At 71.6% G+C, this 23,159-nt stretch carries 20 protein-coding genes and 1 tRNA gene; 15 read left to right on the plus strand and 6 right to left on the minus strand.

The annotated features are described in order from the left end of the window. Window positions 1-142: 142 nt before the first annotated feature. Window positions 143-1,798 carry an FAD-binding dehydrogenase gene (locus tag AMK10_RS28835; protein ID WP_073751297.1) on the plus strand — a complete coding sequence of 552 codons (1,656 nt, stop codon included), beginning with the start codon at window positions 143-145 and terminating at the stop codon, window positions 1,796-1,798. A gap of 63 nt (window positions 1,799-1,861) precedes the next feature. Here AMK10_RS28835 and AMK10_RS28840 read toward each other — a convergent pair whose 3' ends face one another. Then, the gene (locus AMK10_RS28840) at window positions 1,862-2,950 is read right to left on the minus strand and encodes a zinc-binding dehydrogenase (protein ID WP_073751298.1); all 1,089 of its coding nucleotides are present in this window, start codon (window positions 2,948-2,950) and stop codon (window positions 1,862-1,864) included. A 236-nt stretch (window positions 2,951-3,186) separates the two neighbouring features. Here AMK10_RS28840 and AMK10_RS28845 point away from each other — a divergent pair, with 236 nt between their 5' ends. Then, window positions 3,187-3,885: a TetR/AcrR family transcriptional regulator gene (locus tag AMK10_RS28845; protein ID WP_073751299.1), complete on the plus strand. Its 699-nt coding sequence runs from the start codon at window positions 3,187-3,189 to the stop codon at window positions 3,883-3,885. A 173-nt stretch (window positions 3,886-4,058) separates the two neighbouring features. Here the strand turns inward: AMK10_RS28845 and AMK10_RS28850 are convergent, their stop codons facing one another. Further along, window positions 4,059-4,484 (minus strand): ASCH domain-containing protein, encoded by a 426-nt coding sequence (locus tag AMK10_RS28850; protein WP_073751300.1) that lies wholly within the window; start codon window positions 4,482-4,484, stop codon window positions 4,059-4,061. A gap of 241 nt (window positions 4,485-4,725) precedes the next feature. On the opposite strand from AMK10_RS28850, the gene AMK10_RS28855 reads away from it, so the two are divergent. The 4 genes from AMK10_RS28855 to AMK10_RS28870 all read left to right on the plus strand — a co-directional run bounded on the left by AMK10_RS28855 (window position 4,726) and on the right by AMK10_RS28870 (window position 8,695). Then, window positions 4,726-5,688, plus strand: a complete 963-nt coding sequence (locus AMK10_RS28855) for a hypothetical protein (RefSeq protein ID WP_073751301.1) — start codon at window positions 4,726-4,728, stop codon at window positions 5,686-5,688. Between the two features lie 35 nt (window positions 5,689-5,723). Next, the gene (locus AMK10_RS28860; protein ID WP_073751303.1) at window positions 5,724-7,295 is read left to right on the plus strand and encodes an APC family permease; all 1,572 of its coding nucleotides are present in this window, start codon (window positions 5,724-5,726) and stop codon (window positions 7,293-7,295) included. A gap of 127 nt (window positions 7,296-7,422) precedes the next feature. Then, window positions 7,423-8,088, plus strand: a complete 666-nt coding sequence (locus AMK10_RS28865) for a molybdopterin-dependent oxidoreductase (protein WP_241839717.1) — start codon at window positions 7,423-7,425, stop codon at window positions 8,086-8,088. A 13-nt stretch (window positions 8,089-8,101) separates the two neighbouring features. Beyond that, complete coding sequence (locus tag AMK10_RS28870) at window positions 8,102-8,695, plus strand: cytochrome b/b6 domain-containing protein (RefSeq protein ID WP_073751307.1); 594 nt, start codon at window positions 8,102-8,104, stop codon at window positions 8,693-8,695. A 6-nt stretch (window positions 8,696-8,701) separates the two neighbouring features. On the opposite strand, the gene AMK10_RS28875 is transcribed toward AMK10_RS28870, so the two are convergent. Further along, window positions 8,702-10,099, minus strand: a complete 1,398-nt coding sequence (locus AMK10_RS28875; protein WP_073751309.1) for a GntP family permease — start codon at window positions 10,097-10,099, stop codon at window positions 8,702-8,704. 11 nt (window positions 10,100-10,110) lie between these two features. Continuing rightward, the gene (locus tag AMK10_RS28880; protein ID WP_073751311.1) at window positions 10,111-10,620 is read right to left on the minus strand and encodes a gluconokinase; all 510 of its coding nucleotides are present in this window, start codon (window positions 10,618-10,620) and stop codon (window positions 10,111-10,113) included. A 145-nt stretch (window positions 10,621-10,765) separates the two neighbouring features. Between AMK10_RS28880 and AMK10_RS28885 the strand changes: the two genes are divergently transcribed. The 3 genes from AMK10_RS28885 (at window position 10,766) to AMK10_RS28895 (ending at window position 13,256) form a co-directional block, all read left to right on the plus strand. Beyond that, window positions 10,766-11,467: a FadR/GntR family transcriptional regulator gene (locus AMK10_RS28885; protein ID WP_073751313.1), complete on the plus strand. Its 702-nt coding sequence runs from the start codon at window positions 10,766-10,768 to the stop codon at window positions 11,465-11,467. Window positions 11,468-11,541: 74 nt separating this feature from the next. Continuing rightward, a complete protein-coding gene (locus AMK10_RS28890; protein ID WP_073751315.1) occupies window positions 11,542-12,627 on the plus strand; it encodes an S-(hydroxymethyl)mycothiol dehydrogenase in 1,086 nt (361 codons plus the stop codon). Beyond that, window positions 12,627-13,256, plus strand: coding sequence for an MBL fold metallo-hydrolase (locus AMK10_RS28895; protein ID WP_073751317.1), 630 nt, complete (start codon window positions 12,627-12,629; stop codon window positions 13,254-13,256). The genes AMK10_RS28890 and AMK10_RS28895 overlap by 1 nt, the downstream gene beginning before the upstream one ends. 12 nt (window positions 13,257-13,268) lie before the next feature. Here the strand turns inward: AMK10_RS28895 and AMK10_RS28900 are convergent, their stop codons facing one another. Next, complete coding sequence (locus AMK10_RS28900) at window positions 13,269-14,207, minus strand: pseudouridine synthase (protein WP_073751990.1); 939 nt, start codon at window positions 14,205-14,207, stop codon at window positions 13,269-13,271. Window positions 14,208-14,583: 376 nt separating this feature from the next. On the opposite strand from AMK10_RS28900, the gene AMK10_RS28905 reads away from it, so the two are divergent. From AMK10_RS28905 to AMK10_RS28925, 4 genes are all read left to right on the plus strand, one after another. Continuing rightward, window positions 14,584-15,654, plus strand: coding sequence for a rhamnogalacturonan acetylesterase (locus tag AMK10_RS28905; protein WP_073751319.1), 1,071 nt, complete (start codon window positions 14,584-14,586; stop codon window positions 15,652-15,654). After that, window positions 15,651-16,607, plus strand: a complete 957-nt coding sequence (locus AMK10_RS28910) for a glycoside hydrolase family 43 protein (protein WP_073751321.1) — start codon at window positions 15,651-15,653, stop codon at window positions 16,605-16,607. Before AMK10_RS28905 ends, AMK10_RS28910 begins: the two co-directional genes overlap by 4 nt. 629 nt (window positions 16,608-17,236) lie before the next feature. Next, entirely contained in the window at window positions 17,237-18,199 is a 963-nt protein-coding gene (locus AMK10_RS28920) for an arsenic resistance protein (RefSeq protein ID WP_079180923.1), read from the plus strand. A 225-nt stretch (window positions 18,200-18,424) separates the two neighbouring features. Beyond that, window positions 18,425-20,974 carry an alpha-L-arabinofuranosidase C-terminal domain-containing protein gene (locus AMK10_RS28925; RefSeq protein WP_073751325.1) on the plus strand — a complete coding sequence of 850 codons (2,550 nt, stop codon included), beginning with the start codon at window positions 18,425-18,427 and terminating at the stop codon, window positions 20,972-20,974. Between the two features lie 174 nt (window positions 20,975-21,148). On the opposite strand, the gene AMK10_RS28930 is transcribed toward AMK10_RS28925, so the two are convergent. Next, a tRNA-Leu gene (locus AMK10_RS28930) sits at window positions 21,149-21,233 on the minus strand. Between the two features lie 181 nt (window positions 21,234-21,414). Here AMK10_RS28930 and AMK10_RS28935 point away from each other — a divergent pair. Then, on the plus strand, window positions 21,415-22,749 hold the full coding sequence (locus AMK10_RS28935) for a M20/M25/M40 family metallo-hydrolase (RefSeq protein WP_073751327.1): 1,335 nt from the start codon (window positions 21,415-21,417) through the stop codon (window positions 22,747-22,749). A gap of 148 nt (window positions 22,750-22,897) precedes the next feature. Then, window positions 22,898-23,131: a chaplin ChpH gene (gene chpH, locus AMK10_RS28940; RefSeq protein ID WP_073751329.1), complete on the plus strand. Its 234-nt coding sequence runs from the start codon at window positions 22,898-22,900 to the stop codon at window positions 23,129-23,131. Window positions 23,132-23,159 lie beyond the last annotated feature (28 nt).

A 23,159-nucleotide genomic window follows, 5' to 3' on the forward strand; every position in this document is an offset into this window, starting at 1 on the left:
GCCCCGAGGCCGCGCCGGATCGGTGAGGGCGCCACCGACCGGACGGTTGACGTGGGCGCGGCCCGTACCGAAGATCTGACCCACAAGTAACTTTGCCGCCCCGGCCCGCCGCTGCCCCGCACCGCCCCGAAGGATGGAACCCATGGCGTACGACGCTGATGTGATCGTGATCGGGGCAGGGCTCGCGGGGCTCGTGGCCACCGCTGAACTCGTCGACGCGGGCCGCACGGTGATCCTGCTCGACCAGGAGCCCGAGCAGTCCATCGGAGGCCAGGCGCACTGGTCGTTCGGCGGGCTCTTCCTCGTCGACTCGCCCGAGCAGCGCCGCTTCCGGATCAAGGACAGCCACGAGCTGGCCCTCCAGGACTGGTACGGCACGGCCGGCTTCGACCGCGAGGAGGACCACTGGCCGCGGAAGTGGGCGGAGGCGTACGTCGACTTCGCGGCCGGGGAGAAGCGGTCCTGGCTGCACGCCCAGGGGCTGCGGTTCTTCCCCGTCGTCGGCTGGGCGGAACGGGGCGGATACGACGCGACGGGCCACGGCAACTCCGTCCCCCGCTTCCACATCACCTGGGGCACGGGTCCCGGCGTCGTCGCCCCCTTCGAGCGGCGGGTCCGCGAGGGCGTGGCCAAGGGCCTCGTCCAGCTGCGCTTCCGCCACCGGGTGACCGGCCTCGGCCGCTCGGCCGGGGCCGTCGACACGGTCACCGGCGAGATCCTTCAGGAGAGCGGCGCCGAGCGGGGCACCGCCAGCAGCCGCGAGGTGAAGGGCGCCTTCGAGCTCAGGGCCCAGGCCGTGATCGTCACTTCCGGCGGCATCGGCGGCAACCACGACCTCGTCCGCGCCCAGTGGCCCGAGCGGCTGGGCACCCCGCCCGAGAAGATGCTCTCCGGGGTCCCCGCGCACGTCGACGGGCTGATGCTCGGCGTCGCCGAGAAGGCGGGCGGCCACCACATCAACCGCGACCGGATGTGGCACTACACCGAGGGCATCGAGAACTGGAACCCGATCTGGGACAGGCACGGCATCCGCATCCTGCCCGGCCCGTCCTCCCTCTGGCTGGACGCCCGCGGCAAGCGTCTGCCCGTCCCGCTCTTCCCCGGCTTCGACACGCTGGGCACGCTCGAACACATCATGAGGTCCGGCCACGGATACACCTGGTTCGTCCTCGACCAGAAGATCATCGGCAAGGAGTTCGCGCTCTCCGGCTCCGAGCAGAACCCGGACCTCACGGGGAAGTCCGTGCGCGACGTGATCGGCCGGGCGCGCGCCGACGTACCAGGGCCCGTGAAGGCGTTCATGGACAAGGGCGTCGACTTCGTCGTCGAGAAGGACCTCGGCGCGCTCGTACGGGGAATGAACGCGCTCACCGGCGAGGACCTCATCGACGAGGACGGGCTGCGCCGCGAGATCACCGCCCGCGACCGCGAGATCGCCAACCCCTTCACCAAGGACCTCCAGATCACGGCGATCAACGGCGCCCGCTCCTACCTGGGCGACAAGCTCATCCGCACGGCGAAGCCGCACCGCATCCTCGACCCCGCGGCCGGCCCGCTGATCGCCGTACGACTGAACATCCTGACCCGCAAGTCCCTCGGGGGGCTGGAGACGGACCTGTCCTCCCGCGTCCTGACCGAGGACGGTTCCCCGCTGGCCGGGGTGTACGCGGCGGGGGAGGCGGCGGGCTTCGGCGGCGGCGGGGTGCACGGCTACCGCTCGCTGGAGGGCACGTTCCTCGGCGGCTGCATCTTCTCGGGCCGCGCGGCGGGCCGGGCCGCGGCGAAGGCCGTCGGCTGAGGAAGCGGCCGGAGACACCGGCGCCCGGCACACCACCGGTGTGCCGGGCGCCGGGGCCGTGGATCAGGAGAAGTCGGTGATGACGACGCGCGCGGTGCTGCCGTCCTTCAGCGACTCGTAACCCGCCTCGATCTCGCCGAGGCCGATCTCCTTGGACACCAGGTCGTCGAGGTTCATCCGGCCCTGGAGGTACATCGAGGCGTAGAACGGGATGTCCCGCTTCAGGTGGGACGAGCCCATGTAGACGCCCTGCACCTTCTGCGAGGCGCTCAGCGTGGCGATCGAGTTGACGTCGACACCGGCGTCGTTGGCGCTCACGCCGATCAGGTACAGGCCACCGCCCTTGCCGAGCATCTGCATGCCCTGTGCCGTGACGGGGCGGACGCCGACGAAGTCGAAGACGTGGTCCGCGCCGTGCCCGGTGATCCCGCGTACGGCCTCGACCGGGTCGTCGGTACGGGAGTTGACGACGTGCGTCGCGCCGAACGCCTTGGCGCGCTCCAGCTTGCCGTCCTCGATGTCGGTCACGATGATCTTCTCGGCGCCGGCGATCCGGGCGCCGCTCACCGCGTTCATGCCGACGCCGCCCGCGCCGATCACCACCACGGTCTCGCCCTGCTGGACGTTCGCGCTGTTCAGCACGGCGCCCGCGCCGGTGAGCACACCGCAGCCGATCAGCGCGGCCGGTGCCCAGGGCATCTCGTCCGGTACGACGGCGAGCTGGTTCTCGTGGATCAGCGCCTCCTGGGCGAAGCCGCCCAGGCCCATGCCCTGCGCGACCGGCGCGCCGTTCCAGGAGATCCGGGGCGGCTGACCGGGGGCACGCAGGGTGCTGTCCGGGTTCAGACAGATGTGGGTGCGGCCGCCGAGGCAGTTCACGCACGCCCCGCAGTACTGGATCAGGCTGGCGACGACGTGCTGGCCGACCGCGACCTGGGTGACCTCGGGGCCGACGCCGACGACCACACCGGCCACCTCGTGCCCGAGCACGACGGGGAACTCCCCGCCGATGAAGGTGGCGACGCTCAGGTCGGAGTGGCACAGGCCGGATGCCTCGACCTTCACGCGGACCTCGTGCCCGATCGGGTCGGCGAGGTCGACCTCCTCGACGACGAAGCCCTGGCCGAGACCCTTGGTGACGGATGCCTTCATGATGCTGCTTCTTTCGATGTCCGGACCATCGGCGTCGCCTGGTGCGGCGGTGCCGGGGAACAGGCCGCGCGAGCCCGGGACTCGAGGAGCGCCGACGCGGGCACGGTCGGAGGCATGGCCCTGGAGGGTGTTCCCGGGCGGCTCTGCCCCTGAGGCGATTGTGGCACCGTGTGAACGAAAAGAAAAGAGACAGGTGTCGATCAGTGCACGTCATAAGGGTGCGATAAGCTCTCCGCGTGTCAGGTGATGTGCAGACCCCCCCGCCCTCCCACTCTCCGGACGAGGCCGGGCGGAGCGATTCCGACGACGGGTCCGCACTCGACGTCCGCGTCCGGCGCACCCGGAACCGTCTGCGGGAGGCCGCCGTCCGGCTGGCCTCGCAGCGCCCGGTCGAGGACGTGGCGGTCGCCGACCTCGTGCGCGACGCCAGGGTCAACCGCACGACGTTCTACAAGCACGCGGCCAGCCCGGCCGAGGTGCTGGAACAGGTGCTGTACGCCGACCTGGACCGGGTCCGCGCCGGCTGGATCGCCGACACCCTGGCCGCGGAGCTGCCGGTGGGCGAGATCTGGGAGCGGGCGTCCGGCGCCCTGCTCGACCATCTGGAGCGTTACGACGCCCTCTACACGGCCGGGCTGGTGGGGCGGCGCAGCGCGGTGCTCCACCGGCTCCTGGTCGACCACTTCGCCGCTTCGGTGCGCGACCTGATCGCCCGTGACCCGGCGATCCTGCCCGCCGGGGAGGGCCCGGCCGCCTGGCGCCTGGAGGCCTACAGCCGGTTCGTCGCCCATGGGGAGGCGGGCCTCGTCGAGGCATGGCTGGCGCTCCCCGCCCCACGCGACCGCAGGCTGTTCGTCTCCGCCGTGGTCTCCGTGCTGCCGTCCTGGCTCGCGTCCAGGCCGCACCCGCCGACGGAGGACGCGGCGTCCGGCTGAGGCGCCCGCGGCGGCCGGGGTGTGGCCCGGCCGGGACTCTCGCGAGCCGCCGTCGGGCGACCCGCGCGCGCCGGATCAGGCTGTTCGGCCGTCGGGCGACCCGTGCGCGTCGGGTGAGGCGTTCCGGCCGTCCGTCGGGCGACCCGTGCGCGTCGGACGCGGCTAGCCGGCCGTCAGGAGAGCCGCTCCACCACCCGGAAGCGCTCCGCCACGATCATCGTGTCGTCGTCCACGGTGAAGTGCGGGTCGTCCAGGGCGTCCCGCATCTCCTCGCTGTGCCAGAACTCCTCGTGCCCCGCCCGCCACTCGGCCACGGACGCGTAGCCCTCGCCCTCGTCGAGCGCGTGCTGCAGCCCCACCGACCCCAGGGGCAGCACCCGTACCTCCGTCAGCTCGACCACGGCGACCTCCCGCCCGTCGGAGTCGATGAGCGCGGACCGCTCGCCCACCGGCGGGAGCTCCTCCCGCTCGGCCTCGTACTCCACGAGCAGCCCGGACGTGGAGACCTTCTCGCCGGAGAGGACGGCCGCCACCAGACGGTCGCGCAGGGGGCCGGGAAAGGCGAGAAGGAAGGGCTTGAGCGGTTCGCGGTTCTCCATGGCGGCAGTGTGGCACGCGTCACGCCGCCCCCACCCGTCACACCCGTGGCGGTGTGACGAACTGCGCGAACGGCCCAGGTCGCCCCTTGTGAACGTCAACTACATGTTAAACACAAGCAGTTGGGCCAAAGCCGCCCTTGACTCGGAGCAACGCCTGCCGCTTTGCTGTGCGCGATCGTTTGCTCGCACACAGCATCGAAATGTGCTGGTGTCATGTCGAAGTCGAGAAGGAAGCCTGCGGATGTCTCCGCCTCCGCCGCCCCTGGGCCGCTCCCGCCGCCGGGGCGGACGCCCGGACCACACGTTCGATCCGGCCCTCGACGACAGCGAACTCATCGGCGTACGGGACCAGTTCACCCAGGGGCGATGGACCAGGGCCCGGTCCCTGCTCGTCTCGACGGGGGCGGACTGGGACCGGCGGGGCCATCGCGTCCTCGCCCTCGCCGCCGTACCGTCCGCCGCGGGCTGGGCCGGTGACTGGCTGCTCGCCGAACCCGACAGTCCCGACGCCGCCACCCTCCTCGCCCTGGCCGCCGTCGCCCGCGCCCAGCGCCCCAAGGCCCGCCCCGGGGACGAGGACCGGGCGCGCGAGGCATGCCGGGCCGCCGCCGCTCTGGCACCCGCCGACCCCACCCCGTGGCTCGGGCTGATGAGCCTGGAGCGTACGCACGGGACCCAGGAGCAGACCGCCCGGTACTTCGAGGAGATCCGGGCCCGCCACCCCGAACACCACCAGGCCCACCACCTGATGACGGCCGGGCTCGCCGAGTCACGTCCCGAGAGCGACCCGCTCCACGAGGTGTACGACTTCGCGGCGTGGGCGGCCGAACAGGCCCCGGCCGACTCGCCCCTGGCCGTCCTCCCCGTGGTGGCGCACGCCGAGCGCTACCGCGTCCTCGTCGCCGCCGGAGCGGTGTCAGGCGACCCGGCCTCCTCCGGCCACTGGACCGGCCGCCGGGCCCGACAGGTCATGAAGGCCGCCTTCGACTGGTGGCTCGAATGGGAACGCGAGGACCACCCCCGCCACCGCGCCGACCTCAACTTCCTCGCCCACGCCAAGATCTGCGAGGGCCGCCCCGCCGAGGCCGCCGCGCTCTTCCACCGCATCGGCCCGCACGCGACCGAGGCCCCGTGGTCCTACTCCGGCCGCGACGCCCACCAAGAATTCCTCGCCGCGCGCACCTACGCGCTCGGTGCCCCCTGATGCACGTTGCTCTCAACGAAGGGACCACCCCCGCCATGTCGACGGGCACATCGGATACGAGCGAGACCGGCACCACCAGGACCGCCGGCGGCACCGGCGGGATCAACACGTACAAGGGGGAGGAGCGCGCCCTGCGCGCCGACCGGCTCGGCACCCCCGGTCTGCTCCTCTCCGTCCTGGCCGCCAGCGCGCCGCTGATGGTCGTCGCCGGGGTGATGCCGACCGTGTTCGGCGTGATGGGCATCGTGGGGCAGCCCCTGCTCTACGTCATCCTCGGCATCGTCCTGATGCTGTTCGGCGTCGGCTACGCGGAGATGAGCCGGCACGTCCACAACGCCGGTGCCTTCTACGCGTACATCGCCCGGGGCCTCGGCCCGACGGCCGGCGCGGGGGCCTCGCTCGTCGCCCTGGTCGCGTACAGCGCCATGCAGGTCGGCATCTACGGCATCCTCGGCTTCGAGGTCTCCGGGCTCTTCGCCACCTATCTGGACATCGAACTCCAGTGGTGGATACCGGCCCTCGCCTCCGTGGCCGTCGTCGGCGTACTCGGCTGGCTGAAGATCGACCTCAACGCCAAGGTCCTCGGTGTGCTGCTCGTCGTCGAGTGCGCCCTCGTCGTCATCTTCGACATCGCCGCCGTGAGCGACCCCGGCCCCGAGGGCCTGTCCCTGCACGCGTTCAACCCCGAGACCCTCACCGGAGCGGGCCTCGGCACCGCCCTCTGCTTCTGCATCGCGGCGTTCGTCGGCTTCGAACAGGCCCCGGTGTACGCCGAGGAGACCAGCCGCCCGCAGGTCGTCGTCTCCCGCGTGATGTTCCTGGCCGTCGGATACGCCGCCCTCTTCCTCGCCGTCAGCTCCTGGGCGCTGACCGTCGCGGCCGGACCCTCCTCCGTCGCCGACACCTCGCTCAAGGAGGGACCGGGGATGCTCTTCGGCCTCACCGCGGAGCGGCTCGGCACCACCTTCACCGACGTCCTGCACGTCCTCTTCGTCACCGGGATGTTCGCCGCGCTGCTCAGCTTCCACAACGTGGTCGCCCGCTACGCCTTCGCCATGGGCCGCGAGGGCCTGCTGCCCTCCGGCTTCGGCCGCACCAACAAGACGAGCGGTGCCCCCGCCACCGGCTCCATGCTCCAGTCCGCCGTGTCCGTCGTGATCGTGCTGGCCTTCGCCTTCACCGACGACAACCCGGCCGGCGACCCCACGGCGCCCGTCCTGCACCTGTTCACCTGGATGGGCAACGTCGGAGCACTCGGCGTCATCGTGCTGATGGCCGCGGCCTCCTTCGCCGTCATCGCGTTCTTCGTACGGCGCGGAGCCGGCCGTGCCCAGGCCCCCAGGCTCGTCGCCTCCGGGCTCGCCGGACTCGCCCTGCTGGCCATCGCCGTCTTCACCGTCCGGGACTTCGACGTCCTGGTCGGCTCCGGCCCCGGCTCGGCGCTGAACTGGCTGCTGCCCGGCGTCATCGTGCTGGCCCTCGCCGCCGGCCTGGCCTACGGCGAGGTGCTGCGCCGCACCAAGCCGGAGGTCCACGCGCGGATCGGCCTCGGCAACGAGGCGTTCCAGCTGGAGAAGGCCGCCGGGACCGCTCACGACCCGCGCTGATCTCCCGGCGTGACGACGTACACCCGCGGCCCCTGGTGAAGGACGGCCGCGGGTGTTCAATGGGCGGGTGGACACTTCCCCTCCCGACGAGGGCGGCACGCCCGTCGGCCGCCGCCTCGTCCTCGGCATGCTCGGTCTCGGGGCCGTGGGCGTCGCGGCGGCTCCCGTGCTCCAGCACGGTCTGGAGAGCGGCCTCGGTGCCGTCGCCGACAAGGACCCGACCGGCCTGACCGGGCTCCTGCCCAACGGAGGGGGCTTCCGCTACTACTCCGTGACCACGTCGGTGCCGGAGAAGGACGCCTCGGACTACCGCCTGACCGTGGACGGTCTGGTGGACCGCCCGGCGACGTACACACTGGACGCTCTCGAGGCCCTCCCGCAGACCCGCATCGTGCGCGACGTCCAGTGCGTGACGGGCTGGCGGGTGCCCGAGACGCCGTTCGAGGGCGTCAGGCTCTCCGCGCTGCTCGACGCGGCCGGTGTGCGGCCCGGAGCGAAGGCGGTCAGGTTCACCTGCTTCGACGGGGCGTACAGCGAGAGCCTCACCCTCGAACAGGCCCGCCGCGACGACGTCATGGCCGCCCTGCGGATGCAGGACGAGCCGCTGGCCCACGCCCACGGCGGCCCGGTCCGGCTGTACGTCGCCCCCATGTACTTCTACAAGTCCGCCAAATGGCTCTCCGGGATCACCGTCACCGACTCCGTGCGCCCCGGCTACTGGGAGGAGCTCGGCTATGACGTCGACGCCTGGGTCGGCCGGTCCAACGGCCGGGACGACGCCCCCACCGTCTGAACCCGCCCCGAGGATGCGGCGCTTCAGCACCGCCGAGCGCTGGGTGCACCGCACCACGGCCTGGCTGGTGCTGCTCTGCGTGGCCACGGCCGCCTGTCTGTACGTCCCGCAGCTCGCCGAACTCGTCGGCCGCCGCCACCTCGTGGTGACCGTCCACGAATGGTCCGGGCTGCTCATCCCCGTACCGCTGCTGGCGGGGCTGGTCTCCAGGGCCCTGCGGGCCGATCTCTCCCGGCTCAACAGGTTCGGGCCGCACGACCGGCAGTGGCTGATGTCGGTCCTGCGCCGCGACCGCACGCCGGGCGCGCGGCCGGCCGGGAAGTTCAACGCGGGCCAGAAGCTGTACGCCGCGTGGATCGCGGGCGCCGTGCTCGTGATGACCGGCACCGGACTGCTGATGTGGTTCACCGGCCTCGCCCCGCTGGTGTGGCGGACCGGCGCGACCTTCGTCCACGACTGGCTGGCGCTCGCGATCGGTGTCGTGCTCGCCGGGCACATGGCGAAGGCGCTCGCCGACCCGGAGGCACGCCGTGGCATGCGCACCGGGTCGGTCGAGCGCCTGTGGGCCCGTTCCGAACACCCGCTGTGGCGGGAGCCGGGGGAGTAGCGCCGGCTACAGCACCAGCGACAGCAGCATGATGAAGCCCAGCGCGACGACGGAGATGATCGTCTCCATCACCGACCAGGTCTTGACCGTCTGCGGGACGTCCATGCCGAAGTACTCCTTCACCAGCCAGAAACCCGCGTCGTTGACGTGGCTGAAGAAGAGCGAACCGGCGCCGACCGCGAGGACGAGCAGCGCGACGTGCGACGAGGACAGGTCGGCGGCCAGCGGGGCGACCAGACCGGCGGCCGAGATGGTCGCCACGGTCGCCGAGCCCGTCGCCAGCCGTATCGCCACGGCGATCAGCCAGCCGAGCAGCAGGGCGGGGATCGACCAGTTCTGCGAGAACTCCAGGATCATCTGGCCGACACCGGCGTCGATGAGGGTCTGCTTGAACCCGCCGCCGGCGCCCACGATCAGGAGGATGCCCGCGATCGGGGCGAGCGACTTCTCGACGGTGGTGGTGATGCGGCCCTTGGTGAATCCGGCCGCGCGGCCCAGGGTGAACATGCCCACGATGACGGCCGCGAGCAGCGCGATGAGCGGCGAGCCGATGACATCGGTGATGCGCTGGACGTGGTTCTCGGGGTCGTCCACCACGATGTCCACGAGCGCCTTGACCAGCATCAGGACGACGGGCAGCAGGATGGTCACCAGGGTCGCACCGAAGCTGGGCCGGCGGTCCAGGTCCTCGGACGGGCGCTGCGGGATCATCTTCTCCGGCGCTTCGATGTCCACCCAGCGGGCGGCGTAGCGCGAGAAGACCGGGCCCGCGATGATCACCGTGGGGATGGCGACCAGCACACCGAGGGCCAGCGTGATGCCCAGGTTGGCGCCGAGGGCGTCGATGGCCACCAGCGGGCCGGGGTGCGGCGGGATCAGCCCGTGCATCACCGAGAGACCGGCGAGCGCGGGGATGCCGATCCGCATCAGCGAGTAGTTGCCCCGCTTGGCGACCAGCAGCACCACCGGAATCATCAGCACGATTCCGACCTCGAAGAACAGCGGAAGCCCGATGATCGAGGCGATCAGGACCATCGCCCACGGCATCGCACGGCCGCTGGCCTTCGCGAGGATCGTGTCGACGATCTGGTCGGCGCCGCCGGAGTCGGCGAGCAGCTTGCCCAGGATGGCGCCGAGGGCGATGAGGACACCGACACTCGCGACGGTCGAGCCGAGGCCCGTGGTGAAGCTGGTGATCGTCTTCGCCGGGTTGGCGCCGGCGAAGGAGCCGAGGGCGAGCGAGCCGATGGTCAACGCGAGGAACGCGTGCATCTTGAGCTTGGTGATGAGCAGGACGATGACGGCGATGCCCGCCAGGACGGCGATGCCCAGCTGCGCGTTGCCGGCCGAAGTGATGGGTTCGACGGCGTCCGCTGCCAGCATCTCGACGCTGAGACTGGTCACGGTGGTGATCCTTAGTTCGCGAGCCGGCGCAGCGCGGCGACGGCCCGGTCGGTGATTTCCTCGGGGGTGCCGGACACGTCCACACAGACGCCCGCCTCATCCTCCTGCAGCGGCTGCAGGGTGGAGAACTGGGAGTCGAGGAGCGCGGTCGGCATGAAGTGGCCCTTGCGGTCCGCCATGCGGCGTTCGATGAGGGACCGGTCGCCGGTCAGATGCAGGAAGACGGCACCGGGGGCCTCGGCCCGCAGCCGGTCACGGTAGACGCGCTTGAGAGCGGAGCTGCTGACGACACCGCCGAGCCCCGCCCGACCGTGCGCCCACTGCCCGATCGAGTCGAGCCACGGCCAGCGGTCGTCGTCGTCCAGGGGCGTTCCGGCGGTCATCTTGGCGATGTTGGCCGGCGGGTGGAAGTCGTCGCCCTCGGCATAGGGGACGCCGAGTGCTTCGGCGAGCAGGGGGCCGATCGTGGTCTTGCCGGTCCCTGCTACGCCCATCACCACGACGACGTGGGGGGTGCTCATTGGTGCCTCGCTGTCTTCATCGACATCGGTCCGTCGACATCGGTCCGTCGCGCTACTGAAACCCATTACATACGACTTATTCAAGAGGCTGTGACATAAACGTCGTACTTTTTGTTCCTCAAGGGCGCCCCGTAGGCTTGTGGGCATGACCACACCTGCCCAGGGACTCCATACGCATGTGCTGGACACCCTGGGTCTGGCGATCGCCGCCGGTGAGTCCCCGCCCGGCCTGGTCCTGCGCACCGACGAGCTCGCCCAGCGCTTCGACGTGTCCCGCACCGTCGTCCGCGAAGTGGTCCGCGTCCTGGAATCCATGCACCTCGTCGAGTCCCGGCGCCGGGTGGGGGTGACCGTGCTGCCCACCGAGGAGTGGAACGTCTACGACCCCCAGGTCATCCGCTGGCGCCTGGCGGGCGCCGACCGGCCCCGGCAGCTGCGGTCGCTCACCGTGCTGCGGTCCGCCGTCGAGCCCGTGGCCGCGGGCCTCGCGGCCCGTCACGCCACCGCCGAGCAGTGCGCCGCGCTCACGGAGTGCGCCCTCGGCATGGTCGCCACCTCGCGCGGCCAGCAGCTGGAGGGCTACCTCCGCCACGACATCGCCTTCCACCGCATCGTGCTCAACGCCTCGGGCAACGAGATGTTCGCGCGGCTCGGCGACGTCGTCGCCGAGGTCCTCGCCGGGCGCACCCACCACCAGGTGATGTTCGAGGACCCCGACCCCGCGGCCGTCACGCTCCACGTCCGGCTCGCCGAAGCGGTGCGCGAGGGGGACGCCGAGGGCGCCGAGCGGCTCACCAAGGAGATCGCGGTCGGCGCGCTGCACGAACTGGACGTCCTGGCCCCGTGAGCGGGTCCCCGCCCGGGTACGGTGGGCGGGTTCGATCTTTGTCATCACGGGGCAGTCGGGATGGGAGCCAGGGCATGGCGCAGCAGGTACAAGGGGTCATCGCACCGGGGAAGAACGAGCCCGTGCGGGTCGAGACGATCCTCGTGCCGGACCCCGGCCCCGGCGAGGCCGTGGTCAAGATCCAGGCGTGCGGCGTCTGCCACACCGACCTGCACTACAAGCAGGGCGGGATCAACGACGACTTCCCCTTCCTGCTCGGCCATGAGGCCGCGGGTGTCGTGGAGTCCGTCGGCGACGGCGTCACCGACGTCGCGCCCGGCGACTTCGTCGTCCTCAACTGGCGCGCGGTGTGCGGCCAGTGCCGCGCCTGTCTGCGTGGACGCCCGCAGTACTGCTTCGACACCCACAACGCGAAGCAGAAGATGACCCTCCTGGACGGCACGGAGCTCTCCCCGGCGCTCGGCATCGGCGCGTTCGCGGAGAAGACCCTCGTCGCCGCCGGACAGTGCACCAAGGTCGACCCCGAGGTCTCCCCGGCCGTCGCCGGACTGCTCGGCTGCGGTGTCATGGCGGGCATCGGCGCCGCCATCAACACCGGCCAGGTCGGCCGGGGCGACTCCGTCGCCGTCATCGGCTGCGGCGGCGTCGGCGACGCGGCGATCGCGGGCGCCAGGCTCGCGGGAGCGGCGAAGATCATCGCGGTCGACATCGACGACCGCAAGCTGGAGACGGCGAAGAAGATGGGTGCCACCCACACCGTCAACTCCCGCTCCGGCGACCCCGTCGAGGCGATCCGCGCGCTGACCGACGGCAACGGCGCGGACGTCGTCATCGAGGCGGTCGGCCGCCCGGAGACGTACAAGCAGGCCTTCTACGCCCGCGACCTCGCCGGCACCGTCGTCCTCGTCGGTGTCCCCACCCCGGAGATGCAGCTCGAACTCCCGCTGCTCGACGTGTTCGGCCGCGGCGGCTCGCTCAAGTCCTCCTGGTACGGCGACTGCCTGCCCTCGCGCGACTTCCCGATGCTGATCGACCTGCACCAGCAGGGCCGCCTCGACCTGGGCGCGTTCGTCACCGAGACCATCGCGCTCGGCGAGATCGAGCAGGCCTTCGACCGGATGCACGACGGCGACGTCCTGCGCTCGGTGGTGGTCTTCTGATGGCCGCCCGCATCGACCACCTGGTCACCTCCGGCACCTTCGCCCTCGACGGCGGCGAGTGGGACGTCGACAACAACGTCTGGATCGTCGGCGACGACACCGAGGCCGTCGTCATCGACGCCGCCCACGACGCAGCCGCGATCGAGGCCGCACTCGGCGGCCGTACGCTGCGCGCGATCATCTGCACCCACGCGCACAACGACCACATCGACGCGGCCCCGGCCCTCGCCGACGCGACCGGCGCGCCGATCCTGCTGCACCCGGACGACCTGCCGCTCTGGAAGCAGACGCACCCGGACCGGGCGCCCGACGGCGCACTGGCCGACGGCCAGGAGCTGGAGGTCGCCGGGACCCGGCTGACGGTCCTGCACACCCCGGGACACGCACCCGGCGCCGTCTGCCTCCACGCCCCCGAGCTGGGCACCGTCTTCACCGGCGACACCCTGTTCCAGGGCGGCCCCGGCGCCACCGGACGCTCCTTCTCGCACTTCCCGACGATCATCGACTCGATCAGGGACCGGCTGCTCGCCCTTCCGCCGGAGACGGCCGTGCGCACCGGCCACGGGGACTCCACCACCATCGGCGCGGAGGCTCCGCAGCTGGAGGACTGGATCGCCCGCGGACACTGACCGCGGACCGTCTCACCGGTCCGGCCACGCGGCCAGCCGCAGCCCGCTCCCGAAGCGGCGCGGCTCACCCGTGACCGGATCGGTGAACTCCAGTACCTTCGCCAGCAGTTGCAGCGGCCGGCCGTAGTCCACGGCCGCCGGCTCGGGCTCCACCACCGGATAGACCGGATCGTTCACCAGAGGCAGCCCCAGCGCGTTCATATGGACCCGCAGCTGATGGGTGCGCCCGGTCGCGGGCAGCAGCCTGTACCGCCCGAGCCCGCCCCGGTGCTCCAGCAGCTCGATCCGGCTCTCGCTGTTCGGCGCCCCGGGTTCCTCACGCGCGGCGATCACCCCGCGCTCCTTCACGATCCTGCTGCGCACCGTGCGGGGGAGCGCGAGAGCGGGATCGTACGGCGCCACCGCCTCGTACTCCTTGCGTACCTGCCGGTCCCTGAACAGTGTCTGGTAAGCGCCCCGGTCCTGGGGCCGTACGACACAGAGCACCAGACCCGCCGTCAGCCGGTCCAGCCGGTGGGCGGGCTGGAGCTCCGGCAGCCCCAGTTCGTCGCGCAGCCGCGCGACCAGGGTCTGGGTGATGTGCCGGCCGCGCGGGGTGGTGGCCAGGAAGTGCGGCTTGTCCGCGATCACCAGGTGTTCGTCGCGGTGGACGACACCGACGGGGAAGGGCACCGGCTCCTCGGGCGCGAAGTCCCTGTGGAAGAAGAGGTGGCGTCCGGCGGTGTACGGCTCGTCGGCCCGCACCGGGGCCCCGTCGGCCCCGACGAAACGGCCGTCGGCCAGCATGGCGTCCACCCGTCCGGCGCCGACCGCCCCCGCGAACCGGTCCAGCAGATGGTCCCGGACGGTGGGCCAGGCACCGGCCGGGTCGGCGGGGAGACGGACCCGCACCGGGTCCACTCCCGCGCGCTGGGGGAGCGGGGCGGCGGGCGGTCTGGCCCGTCCTCTCATCGCATGGTCCTTGTCGCCGGAGGGGCCCGGCACGGACGGGCGCAGCCCCTCCATCATCCCACCGGCGCGCGCGCTCGTCGGCCGTGCCTCCGTCAGCCGCGTCCGCTCCGGCCGCTGCGGGCTCCCGGCTTCCCGGCGCATTCGGTGCTGTGCACGGGGTCCTGTGGATGTTCGTGATACCGGACGGCGTTCGCGCAACCGGACTGACCGTATGGGGGTCGGCGGGGCGCGTCAAGGGTGCGGGGCGGAATCGTCCGCACCGTAGAAAGCGCTTGCCGATGCCGCTAGGGTTCCCGCTCGTTGAATCCATTCAACGAGCGGCTCGCCGAGCCGTCCGCCCGATCAGCCGAACCCGTTCTTCGACGAGGAGCCCGTCATGCGCCGAACCGGAACAGCCCTGCTGGCCGCCTGCACCGCCGTTGCCGCCGTCGCCGTCCTGACCACCACCGCCGCCGCACCCGCCCTCGCGCGGGACGCCGTCCCCGGCGCGGGGAGCGGCCTCGCCGGCTGCGCGGGCGACTCACCCGTCGTCTGCCACTTCGACGTCGCACCCGGCACCTACCGCGTCCGGCTCGTGCTGGGCGGCGGCTCCGTCGCGGGCTCCACCGCCGTGACCGCCGAGACCCGCAGAGCCATGCTTGCCGAGACGCCCACCGCCCCGGGCGAGACGGTCCGCCGCAGCTTCACCGTGGACGTCCGCGACCCGGAGGGCGAGCCCACCGGGGCCACCGGCAGCCCCGGTCTCGACCTCGTCGTCGGCGGCGCCGCCCCGCAGCTCGCCGGGCTGCACGTCGAGCGCGTCCGTACGCCCCAGATCCTCCTGGCGGGCGACTCCACCGTCTGCGACCAGGCCGGCGAACCGTACACCGGCTGGGGCCAGCAGCTCCCGCAGTACCTCACCGACCGTGTGACGGTCGCCAACTACGCCGCCTCCGGGGAGGGGTCGCAGTCCTTCCTCGACAAGCCCGTGCTCTTCCCCGCGCTGCGCGCCCGCATCCACCACGGCGACCTGGTCCTCGTCCAGCTGGCCCACAACGACAAGCAGACCGACCGCGAGACCTACCGGGCCAACCTCACCACGATGATCGAGAACGTACGCGCCGAGGGCGGGCGGCCCGTGCTCGTCACGCCGATCGTCCGCCGCTGGTTCAACACCGACGGCACGCTCGACAACGGCACCGCGCTGCTCGTCAACGGCCTGGGGGTGGACCTGCCCGCCGAGATGCGCGCGCTCGCCGACGAGCAGGACACCCCGCTCGTCGACCTCACGGCCCTGACCAAGGCCCGGGTCGAGGAGCTCGGTCCTGAGGGATCCAAGGCCCTCTACCTCTACGACGAGAAGCGCGACAACACCCACACCTCGGTCCGCGGTGCCGGTGAGTACGCCGCCCTCGTCCTCGCCGGACTCCGCGACCAGGGGCTGCTCGCGCCCCGCGCGGTCCGATGAGCCCCCGCCCCGCGGACCGGCCGGCCTTCCGCGACCCGCTGGCCGAGCGGCGCGCCGACCCGCACATCACCCGGCACACGGACGGCCGTTACTACTTCACGGCGAGCGTCCCCTCGTACGACCGGATCGTCCTGCGCTCCTCCCGCACCCTGGACGGACTGGCCACGGCCGAGGAATCGGTCATCTGGACCAGGCATGCCACCGGTGACATGGGAGCCCACATCTGGGCCCCGGAGCTCCACCACGCCGACGGCGCCTGGTACGTCCACTTCGCCGCCGCGCCCGCCGACGACGTATGGAAAATACGGATCTGGGTGCTGGAGAACACCCACCCGGACCCGCTCAGGGGCACCTGGACCGAGAAGGGGCGGATCGCCACGGCCTGGGACACCTTCTCGCTGGACGCCCACACCTTCACGCACCGGGGCGAGCGCTACCTCGCCTGGGCCCAGCAGGAGCCCGGGCAGGACGCCAACACCGGGATCTTCCTCTCCAGGATGGCCGACCCCTGGACCCTGAAGGGACCGCAGATCCGCCTCAGCACGCCCGAGTACGCCTGGGAACGCGTCGGCTTCGCGGTCAACGAGGGCCCCGCGGTCGTCCATCGCAACGGCCGGGTCTTCATGACGTACTCCGCGAGCGCCACCGACGCGAACTACTGCATGGGCCTTCTCGACGCGGACGAGGGGAGCGACCTGATGGACCCGGCGTCCTGGACCAAGTCCCCGGAGCCGGTCTTCGCGAGCAGCGCGGCGACCGGGCAGTACGGCCCGGGCCACAACTCCTTCACCGTCGCCGACGACGGCCGCACGGACGTGCTGGTCTACCACGCCAGGCCGTACGAGGTGATCACCGGCGACCCGCTGGACGACCCCAACCGGCACACGCACGTCCAGCCGTTCGGCTGGCGCGCGGACGGCACCCCGGACTTCGGGACCCCCGGGCGCTCCTGAGGCCGGTGCTCCGGCCGGTACCGGCTCCCGGTTCCGGAGTCCGCCGGGTTCGGGCGAGGGAGCCGGTGGCGGGGTTTCCGGGGCCCGCCGGGTGTCCGGTCCACCGGCCCGTGGGCTCCGCGGACTCCTTGGACTCCTTGGGCTCCGCGCGTCGGCGGAGTGCCAGGGCGAGCGGCGGGCCGGCCGCCAGCAGGATCGCGAGGGCGTCGTAACCGGCGGTGAGGGTCGAGACGGTGGCGACACCGGCGACGAGCAGGGGGCCTCCGGCGTCACCGAGTTCGCGGCCGAGTCCGGCCGATCCCATGGTCCGGCCCATGCGTTCCCCGGGCGTGGAGGCGGCCGGGGCGGCGAAGCCGAGCGGGCTGATCAGGCCGGTGCCGCCTCGGGCCGACCCCCGAGTCGGGGTGAGGGATTACGGTCTGGGGGTGGGCGCGATCCGGATCTCCCGGCTCGACCCACGCGGCGGTGTCCCGGCGGCCACTGAGCGGTTCCACGGCGCCGCGGGGCCGCCTGCCCGACGGGCCGCCGCCCACCGCCCCCGGTCCGCACCCCCGCGGCCCGGAGGTCCGTCCCGCCGTTTCCCAGGAGGAGTACGTACGTTGCCGCAGTCATCCGGCCCGATCGACGTCATGGAGCGCCATCAGGTCGCCGTCTACATCGGCGCCCTGGCGGCCGGCGGCCTGGTCGGCCGGGTGGCTCCCGGTGCCGGTCCGGGCCTGGAGCACGCCATCAACCCGGTGCTCGCCGTGCTGCTCTACGTGACGTTCCTGCAGGTGCCCGCGGCCGAGCTGCTCCGCTCGCTGCGCGCGGGCCGGTTCCTGGCCGCGGCCCTGGTGGTCAACTTCGTGGTGGTGCCGCTGCTCGTGGCGGCCATGTTCCCCTTCCTGCCCGCCGGCCAGGCCGTCCGCCTGGGGGTGCTGCTGGTCCTGCTGGCCCCGTGCGTCGACTACGTCATCGTCTTCAGTGGGCTGGCCGGCGGCAGCAGCCGGCGGCTTCTGGCCGCGACCCCGCTGCTCCTGCTGGCCCAGATGATCCTGCTGCCCGTCTTCCTGCTGCTGTTCATGGGCTCCGGCCTGGCCGACGTCGTGGAACCCGGCCCGTTCCTCGACGCGTTCCTGATCCTGATCGTCATCCCGCTCGCCCTGGCCTGGCTCACCCAGGCGTGGGCCGCCCGCCGCGCCGCCGGGCGGAAGGCGGCTGACGCGATGGGCGCCACGATGGTCCCGCTGATGGCCGCCACCCTTTTGACCGTGGTGGCCTCCCAGGTCCCCAAGCTCGGCGACAGTCTGGCCGACGTGGGGCGGGTCGTCCCGTTCTACGTCCTGTTCCTGCTCGTGATGGCCTTCATGGGGCGGGCCGTCGCCCGTCTCTTCCGCCTCGACGCCCCCGACGGGCGGGCCGTCGTGTTCACCGGCGCGACCCGCAACTCCCTCGTCGTCCTCCCGCTCGCCCTGGCCCTGCCCGACTCCCTGGCCGTCGCCGCGGTCGTCGTGGTCACCCAGACCCTCGTCGAGGTGATCGGCATGGTCGTGTACGTCCGGGCGGTTCCGCGGCTGCTTCCGGCCCACGACGCCCGAGCGGGCCAGGAGTAGGGGCGCAGACCGGAAGGTCCCCGCCCCCGGAGCGCCGACCCGGGCCGGCGGTGCGTCGTGCGCCGCCGAGCGGCCGGGCCATGGGGTGCGTGGGTCAGGAGAGGCAACCGGTAACCGCGATACGGATGTTGGCCGATCCGTTGACGCGCTGCCGAGCCCTGCCTATCTTACGTTCGAAGTTCTGGGCAACGTCCGATATCTCGAACAATGATCCCTGGAGCGTCCATGCCGCACCCGCACCTGTGGCCGAGACTCACCGTCCCGGTCATCGCCCTCATGCTCGGCACGCTGGTGGCAGCGCCCACCCGCGCCGACGACGGCGCCCCCGTGGCGGAGCCGACCGACTACTCGCTCACCGTCCACCCGGACCGCACGGGCCCTGTGATCAGCGACTCGATGTACGGGGTCTTCTACGAGGACATCAACCACGCGGCCGACGGCGGCCTCTACGCCGAGCTCGTCCAGAACCGCTCCTTCGAGTACGACCGCGCCGACAACGCCGCGTACTCGCCCATGACCGCGTGGAGCGAGACCTCTGTGGCGGGCGGCACCGGAAGCGCCGGGACCGTGGACGACGAACAGCGGCTGGGCGAGCGCAACCGGCGCTACCTCCGCCTCGACCTCGAAGGCACGGGGGAGCGCGACGGCGGCTTCGGCGTCACCAACTCCGGCTACAACCAGGGCCTGACCCTGCGCAAGGGCGAGCGTTACGACTTCTCCGTCTGGGCCCGCACCGACCGCCCCTCGACCGCGCTGACCGTCGCCGCCACAGCGGCCGACGGCACCGCGCTCACCGCACCCCTGCGGATCACGGCCCGCGGCGACCGCTGGAAGAAGTACACCGGCACCCTCACCGCCCGCACCTCCGCGCCGGACGGCCGGCTGACCGTCACGGCGGGCGGCAGCGGCACCGTACGGCTCGACATGATCTCGCTCTTCCCCCGCGACACCTACAAGGGCCGGGCCAACGGCCTGCGCAAGGACCTCGCGGAGAAGACCGCCGCCCTGAACCCGGGCTTCCTGCGTTTCCCCGGCGGCTGCATCGTCAACACAGGGAGCCATGAGGCCTACGAGGCGCCGGGCTGGGAGCGGAAGCGCTCGTACCAGTGGAAGGAGACCATCGGGCCCGTCGAGCAGCGCCCCGTCAACGCCAACTTCTGGGGCTACAACCAGACCTACGGCCTGGGTTACTACGAGTACTTCCAGTTCGCCGAGGACATCGGCGCGACGGCCCTCCCGGTCGTGCCCGCCCTCGTCACCGGCTGCGGCCAGAACAAGGCGACCGACGACCCCGCCCTGCTGCGCCGGCACATCCAGGACACCCTCGACCTGATCGAGTTCGCCAACGGCCCGGCCGACTCCACCTGGGGCGCCGCGCGCGCCGCCATGGGGCACCGCGCGCCCTTCGGCCTCACCCACCTCGCGGTCGGCAACGAGGAGAACCTCCCCGACGAGTTCTTCGCCCGCTTCACCGAATTCCGCGAGGCCATCGCGGCGAAGTACCCGGACATCACCGTCGTCAGCAACTCCGGCCCCGACGACAGCGGCACGACGTTCGACCGCGCCTGGCAGCTCAACCGCGACGCGGACGTGGCCATGGTCGACGAGCACTACTACAACAGCCCGCAGTGGTTCCTGGAGAACAACGGGCGCTACGACACCTACGACCGCCAGGGTCCGAAGGTGTTCCTCGGCGAATACGCCTCCCTCGACAACCGCTTCTCCAACGCGCTCGCCGAAGCCGCCTTCATGACGGGGCTGGAACGCAACGCCGACGTCGTGAAGCTCGCCTCCTACGCCCCGCTCCTCGCCGACGCGAACGACTCCCAGTGGCGGCCGGACCTGATCTGGTTCGACAACGAGAAGTCATGGGGATCCGCGAACTACGAGATGCAGAAGCTCTTCATGAACAACGTCGGCGACCGCGTCGTGCCGAGCACCGCCTCCACGACACCCGCCGCCACCGCCCCGATCACGGGCGCCGTGGGGCTGTCGACCTGGGCGACCAGCGCCGCGTACGACAACGTCCGGGTCACCGGGGAGGACGGTGCGCCGCTGCTGAGCGACGACTTCTCCGGCGGCGACGCACAGTGGACGCGGGCGACGGGAACGGGCACCTGGGCCGTCGAGGACGGGGCGTACGTCCAGAGGGACGAGACCGCCGAGAACACCCTGGTCACGGCGGGGGACCCCGGCTGGCAGAACTACGACCTGCGGGTCGAGGCCACCAAGAAGTCGGGCAAGGAGGGCTTCCTCGTCGCCTTCGGGGTCAAGGACACCGGCAACACCTACTGGTGGAACCTCGGCGGCTGGGGCAACACCCGCTCCGCCGTGGAGAAGACGGTCGACGGCGCCAAGCAGACGATGACCGAGGACGCCACCACGATCGAGACGGGACGCACGTACGACATCCACATCCAGGTGCGCGGCCGTCAGGTCACCCTCTTCCTCGACGGTGAGCAGTGGGGCACCTTCACCGACGACAAGCCGGCCGAACCCTTCCGGCAGGTGGTCACCCGGGACGACGCCACGGGCGAGCTCGTCGTCAAGGTCGTGAACGCCCAGGCGGCCGACGCCAGGACCCGGATCGACCTGGGCGCGGAACCTGCCTCGTCCCTCGCGCGGCTGACCACCCTCCGAGCGGCCCCGGACGCGGTGAACACCGCCGACGACCGCCCGGTGGCCCCGAGGAAGTCGACCCTGCGCATCGACGGGGCGCGATTCACCCATACGTTCCCGGCGCACTCCGTGACGTTCCTGCGCATCAAGGACTAGGCACGGGAGAAGGCGGAGACCTCCGGGCGGGCCGCGCCCGGGGGCTTCGTCCGTCCCCGGCCCGCCCGCCGGGGCCGGCGGGTCACCCGGGCGCGGGCCCGCCGGTGGAACGCCTGGCCGGCCGAGGGTCCCGGAAACGCGAAAACCCCCAGGTGACCTGGGGGTTTTCCGCTGTGTCCGAGGGGGGACTTGAACCCCCACGCCCGATAAAGGGCACTAGCACCTCAAGCTAGCGCGTCTGCCATTCCGCCACCCGGACCGGGTGTGTCTTCCGGGCGGTGCCCGTTCCGACGTGGAAAACCATAGCAAACATTCGGGGGTGCTCGATCACGCCCCCGGGCATGTGAAAGGCGCATGACGGTGGCCGGGCGGCCTTGGGTGTGCGGGGCGGGCGCGGGAGGATGAGGGGGAGTACCACCGCGACAGTGGAAGGAAGCAGCGTGAGCGAGAGCAACACGGCCCCGGCCGGCATCGGCAAGTCCGCCGAGAGTGAGGTCGTGGACCTCTGTCGTGACCTGATCCGTATCGACACCAGCAACTACGGCGACCACTCCGGCCCCGGGGAGCGTGCCGCGGCCGAGTACATCGCCGAGAAGCTCGCCGAGGTCGGTCTGGAACCGAAGATCTTCGAGTCCCACAAGGGCCGCGCCTCGACCGTGGCCAGGATCGAGGGCGAGGACCCCTCCAGGCCCGCGCTGCTGATCCACGGGCACACCGACGTCGTGCCCGCCAACGCGGCGGACTGGACCCACGACCCGTTCTCCGGGGAGATCGCGGACGGCTGCGTCTGGGGCCGCGGCGCGGTCGACATGAAGGACATGGACGCGATGACCCTCGCGGTCGTACGCGACCGGATGCGCACCGGCCGCAAGCCCCCGCGCGACATCGTCCTGGCCTTCCTCGCCGACGAGGAGGCGGGCGGCACGTACGGCGCTCGCCACCTCGTCGACAACCACAGGGACCTCTTCGACGGCGTGACCGAGGCGATCGGCGAGGTCGGCGGCTTCTCCTTCACCGTCAACGAGAACCTGCGCCTCTACCTGGTGGAGACCGCGGAGAAGGGCATGCACTGGATGCGGCTCACAGTGGACGGCACCGCCGGGCACGGCTCGATGACCAACACCGACAACGCGATCACCGAGCTCTGTGAGGCCGTCGGGCGGCTCGGGCGCCACAAGTGGCCGGTCAGGGTGACCAAGACCGTACGGTCCTTCCTCGACGAGCTCTCCGACGCGCTCGGCACGGAGCTCGACCCCGAGGACATGGAGGCGACGCTCGCCAAGCTCGGCGGGATCGCCAAGATGATCGGCGCGACCCTGCGCAACTCCGCGGCGCCCACCATGCTCGGTGCCGGTTACAAGGTCAACGTGATCCCCGGGCAGGCCACCGCCCACGTCGACGGCCGCTTCCTGCCCGGCTTCGAGGACGAGTTCCTGGCCGACCTCGACCGCATCCTCGGCCCGAAGGTGAGGCGCGAGGACGTCCATGGCGACAAGGCCCTGGAGACCAGCTTCGACGGCTCCCTCGTCGACGCCATGCAGCTCGCGCTGAAGGCCGAGGACCCGATCGCGCGCGCGGTGCCCTACATGCTCTCCGGCGGCACCGACGCGAAGTCCTTCGACGACCTCGGCATCCGCTGCTTCGGTTTCGCCCCTCTGAAGCTCCCGCCGGAGCTGGACTTCGCCGGCATGTTCCACGGGGTGGACGAGCGGGTTCCGGTGGAGGGCCTGACCTTCGGGGCCCGGGTGCTCGACCGGTTCATCGATCACTCCTGACGTCGCCCGCGCGACCGGATTCGCCCGCCTGTACGCACCTCACCGGAAAGGGTGAAAGAGATCGTCCGCTCGTAGCCCCCTCACCACCTCCTCGTTACACGTGATGCGGTCCGCGGCTGGGACCGCACTTGTCAACACAGGAGGAATAATGATCAAGAAGGTCGTCGCAATCGCGGCTGCTACCGGTGGTCTCGTGCTCGCGGGTGCGGGTATGGCTTCCGCCGACGCCGGTGCCCAGGGTGCCGCCATCGGCAGCCCCGGCGTGCTCTCGGGCAACGTCATCCAGGTTCCGGTCCACGTTCCGGTGAACGTGTGCGGCAACACCATCTCCGTGATCGGGCTGCTGAACCCCGCCTTCGGCAACACCTGCGTCAACGCGTGACGATGCGCGTCAACCCGTGAGGGTTTGA

The sequence above is a fragment of the Streptomyces sp. CB02058 genome (genome assembly GCF_001905505.1).
Lineage (GTDB): Bacteria > Actinomycetota > Actinomycetes > Streptomycetales > Streptomycetaceae > Streptomyces.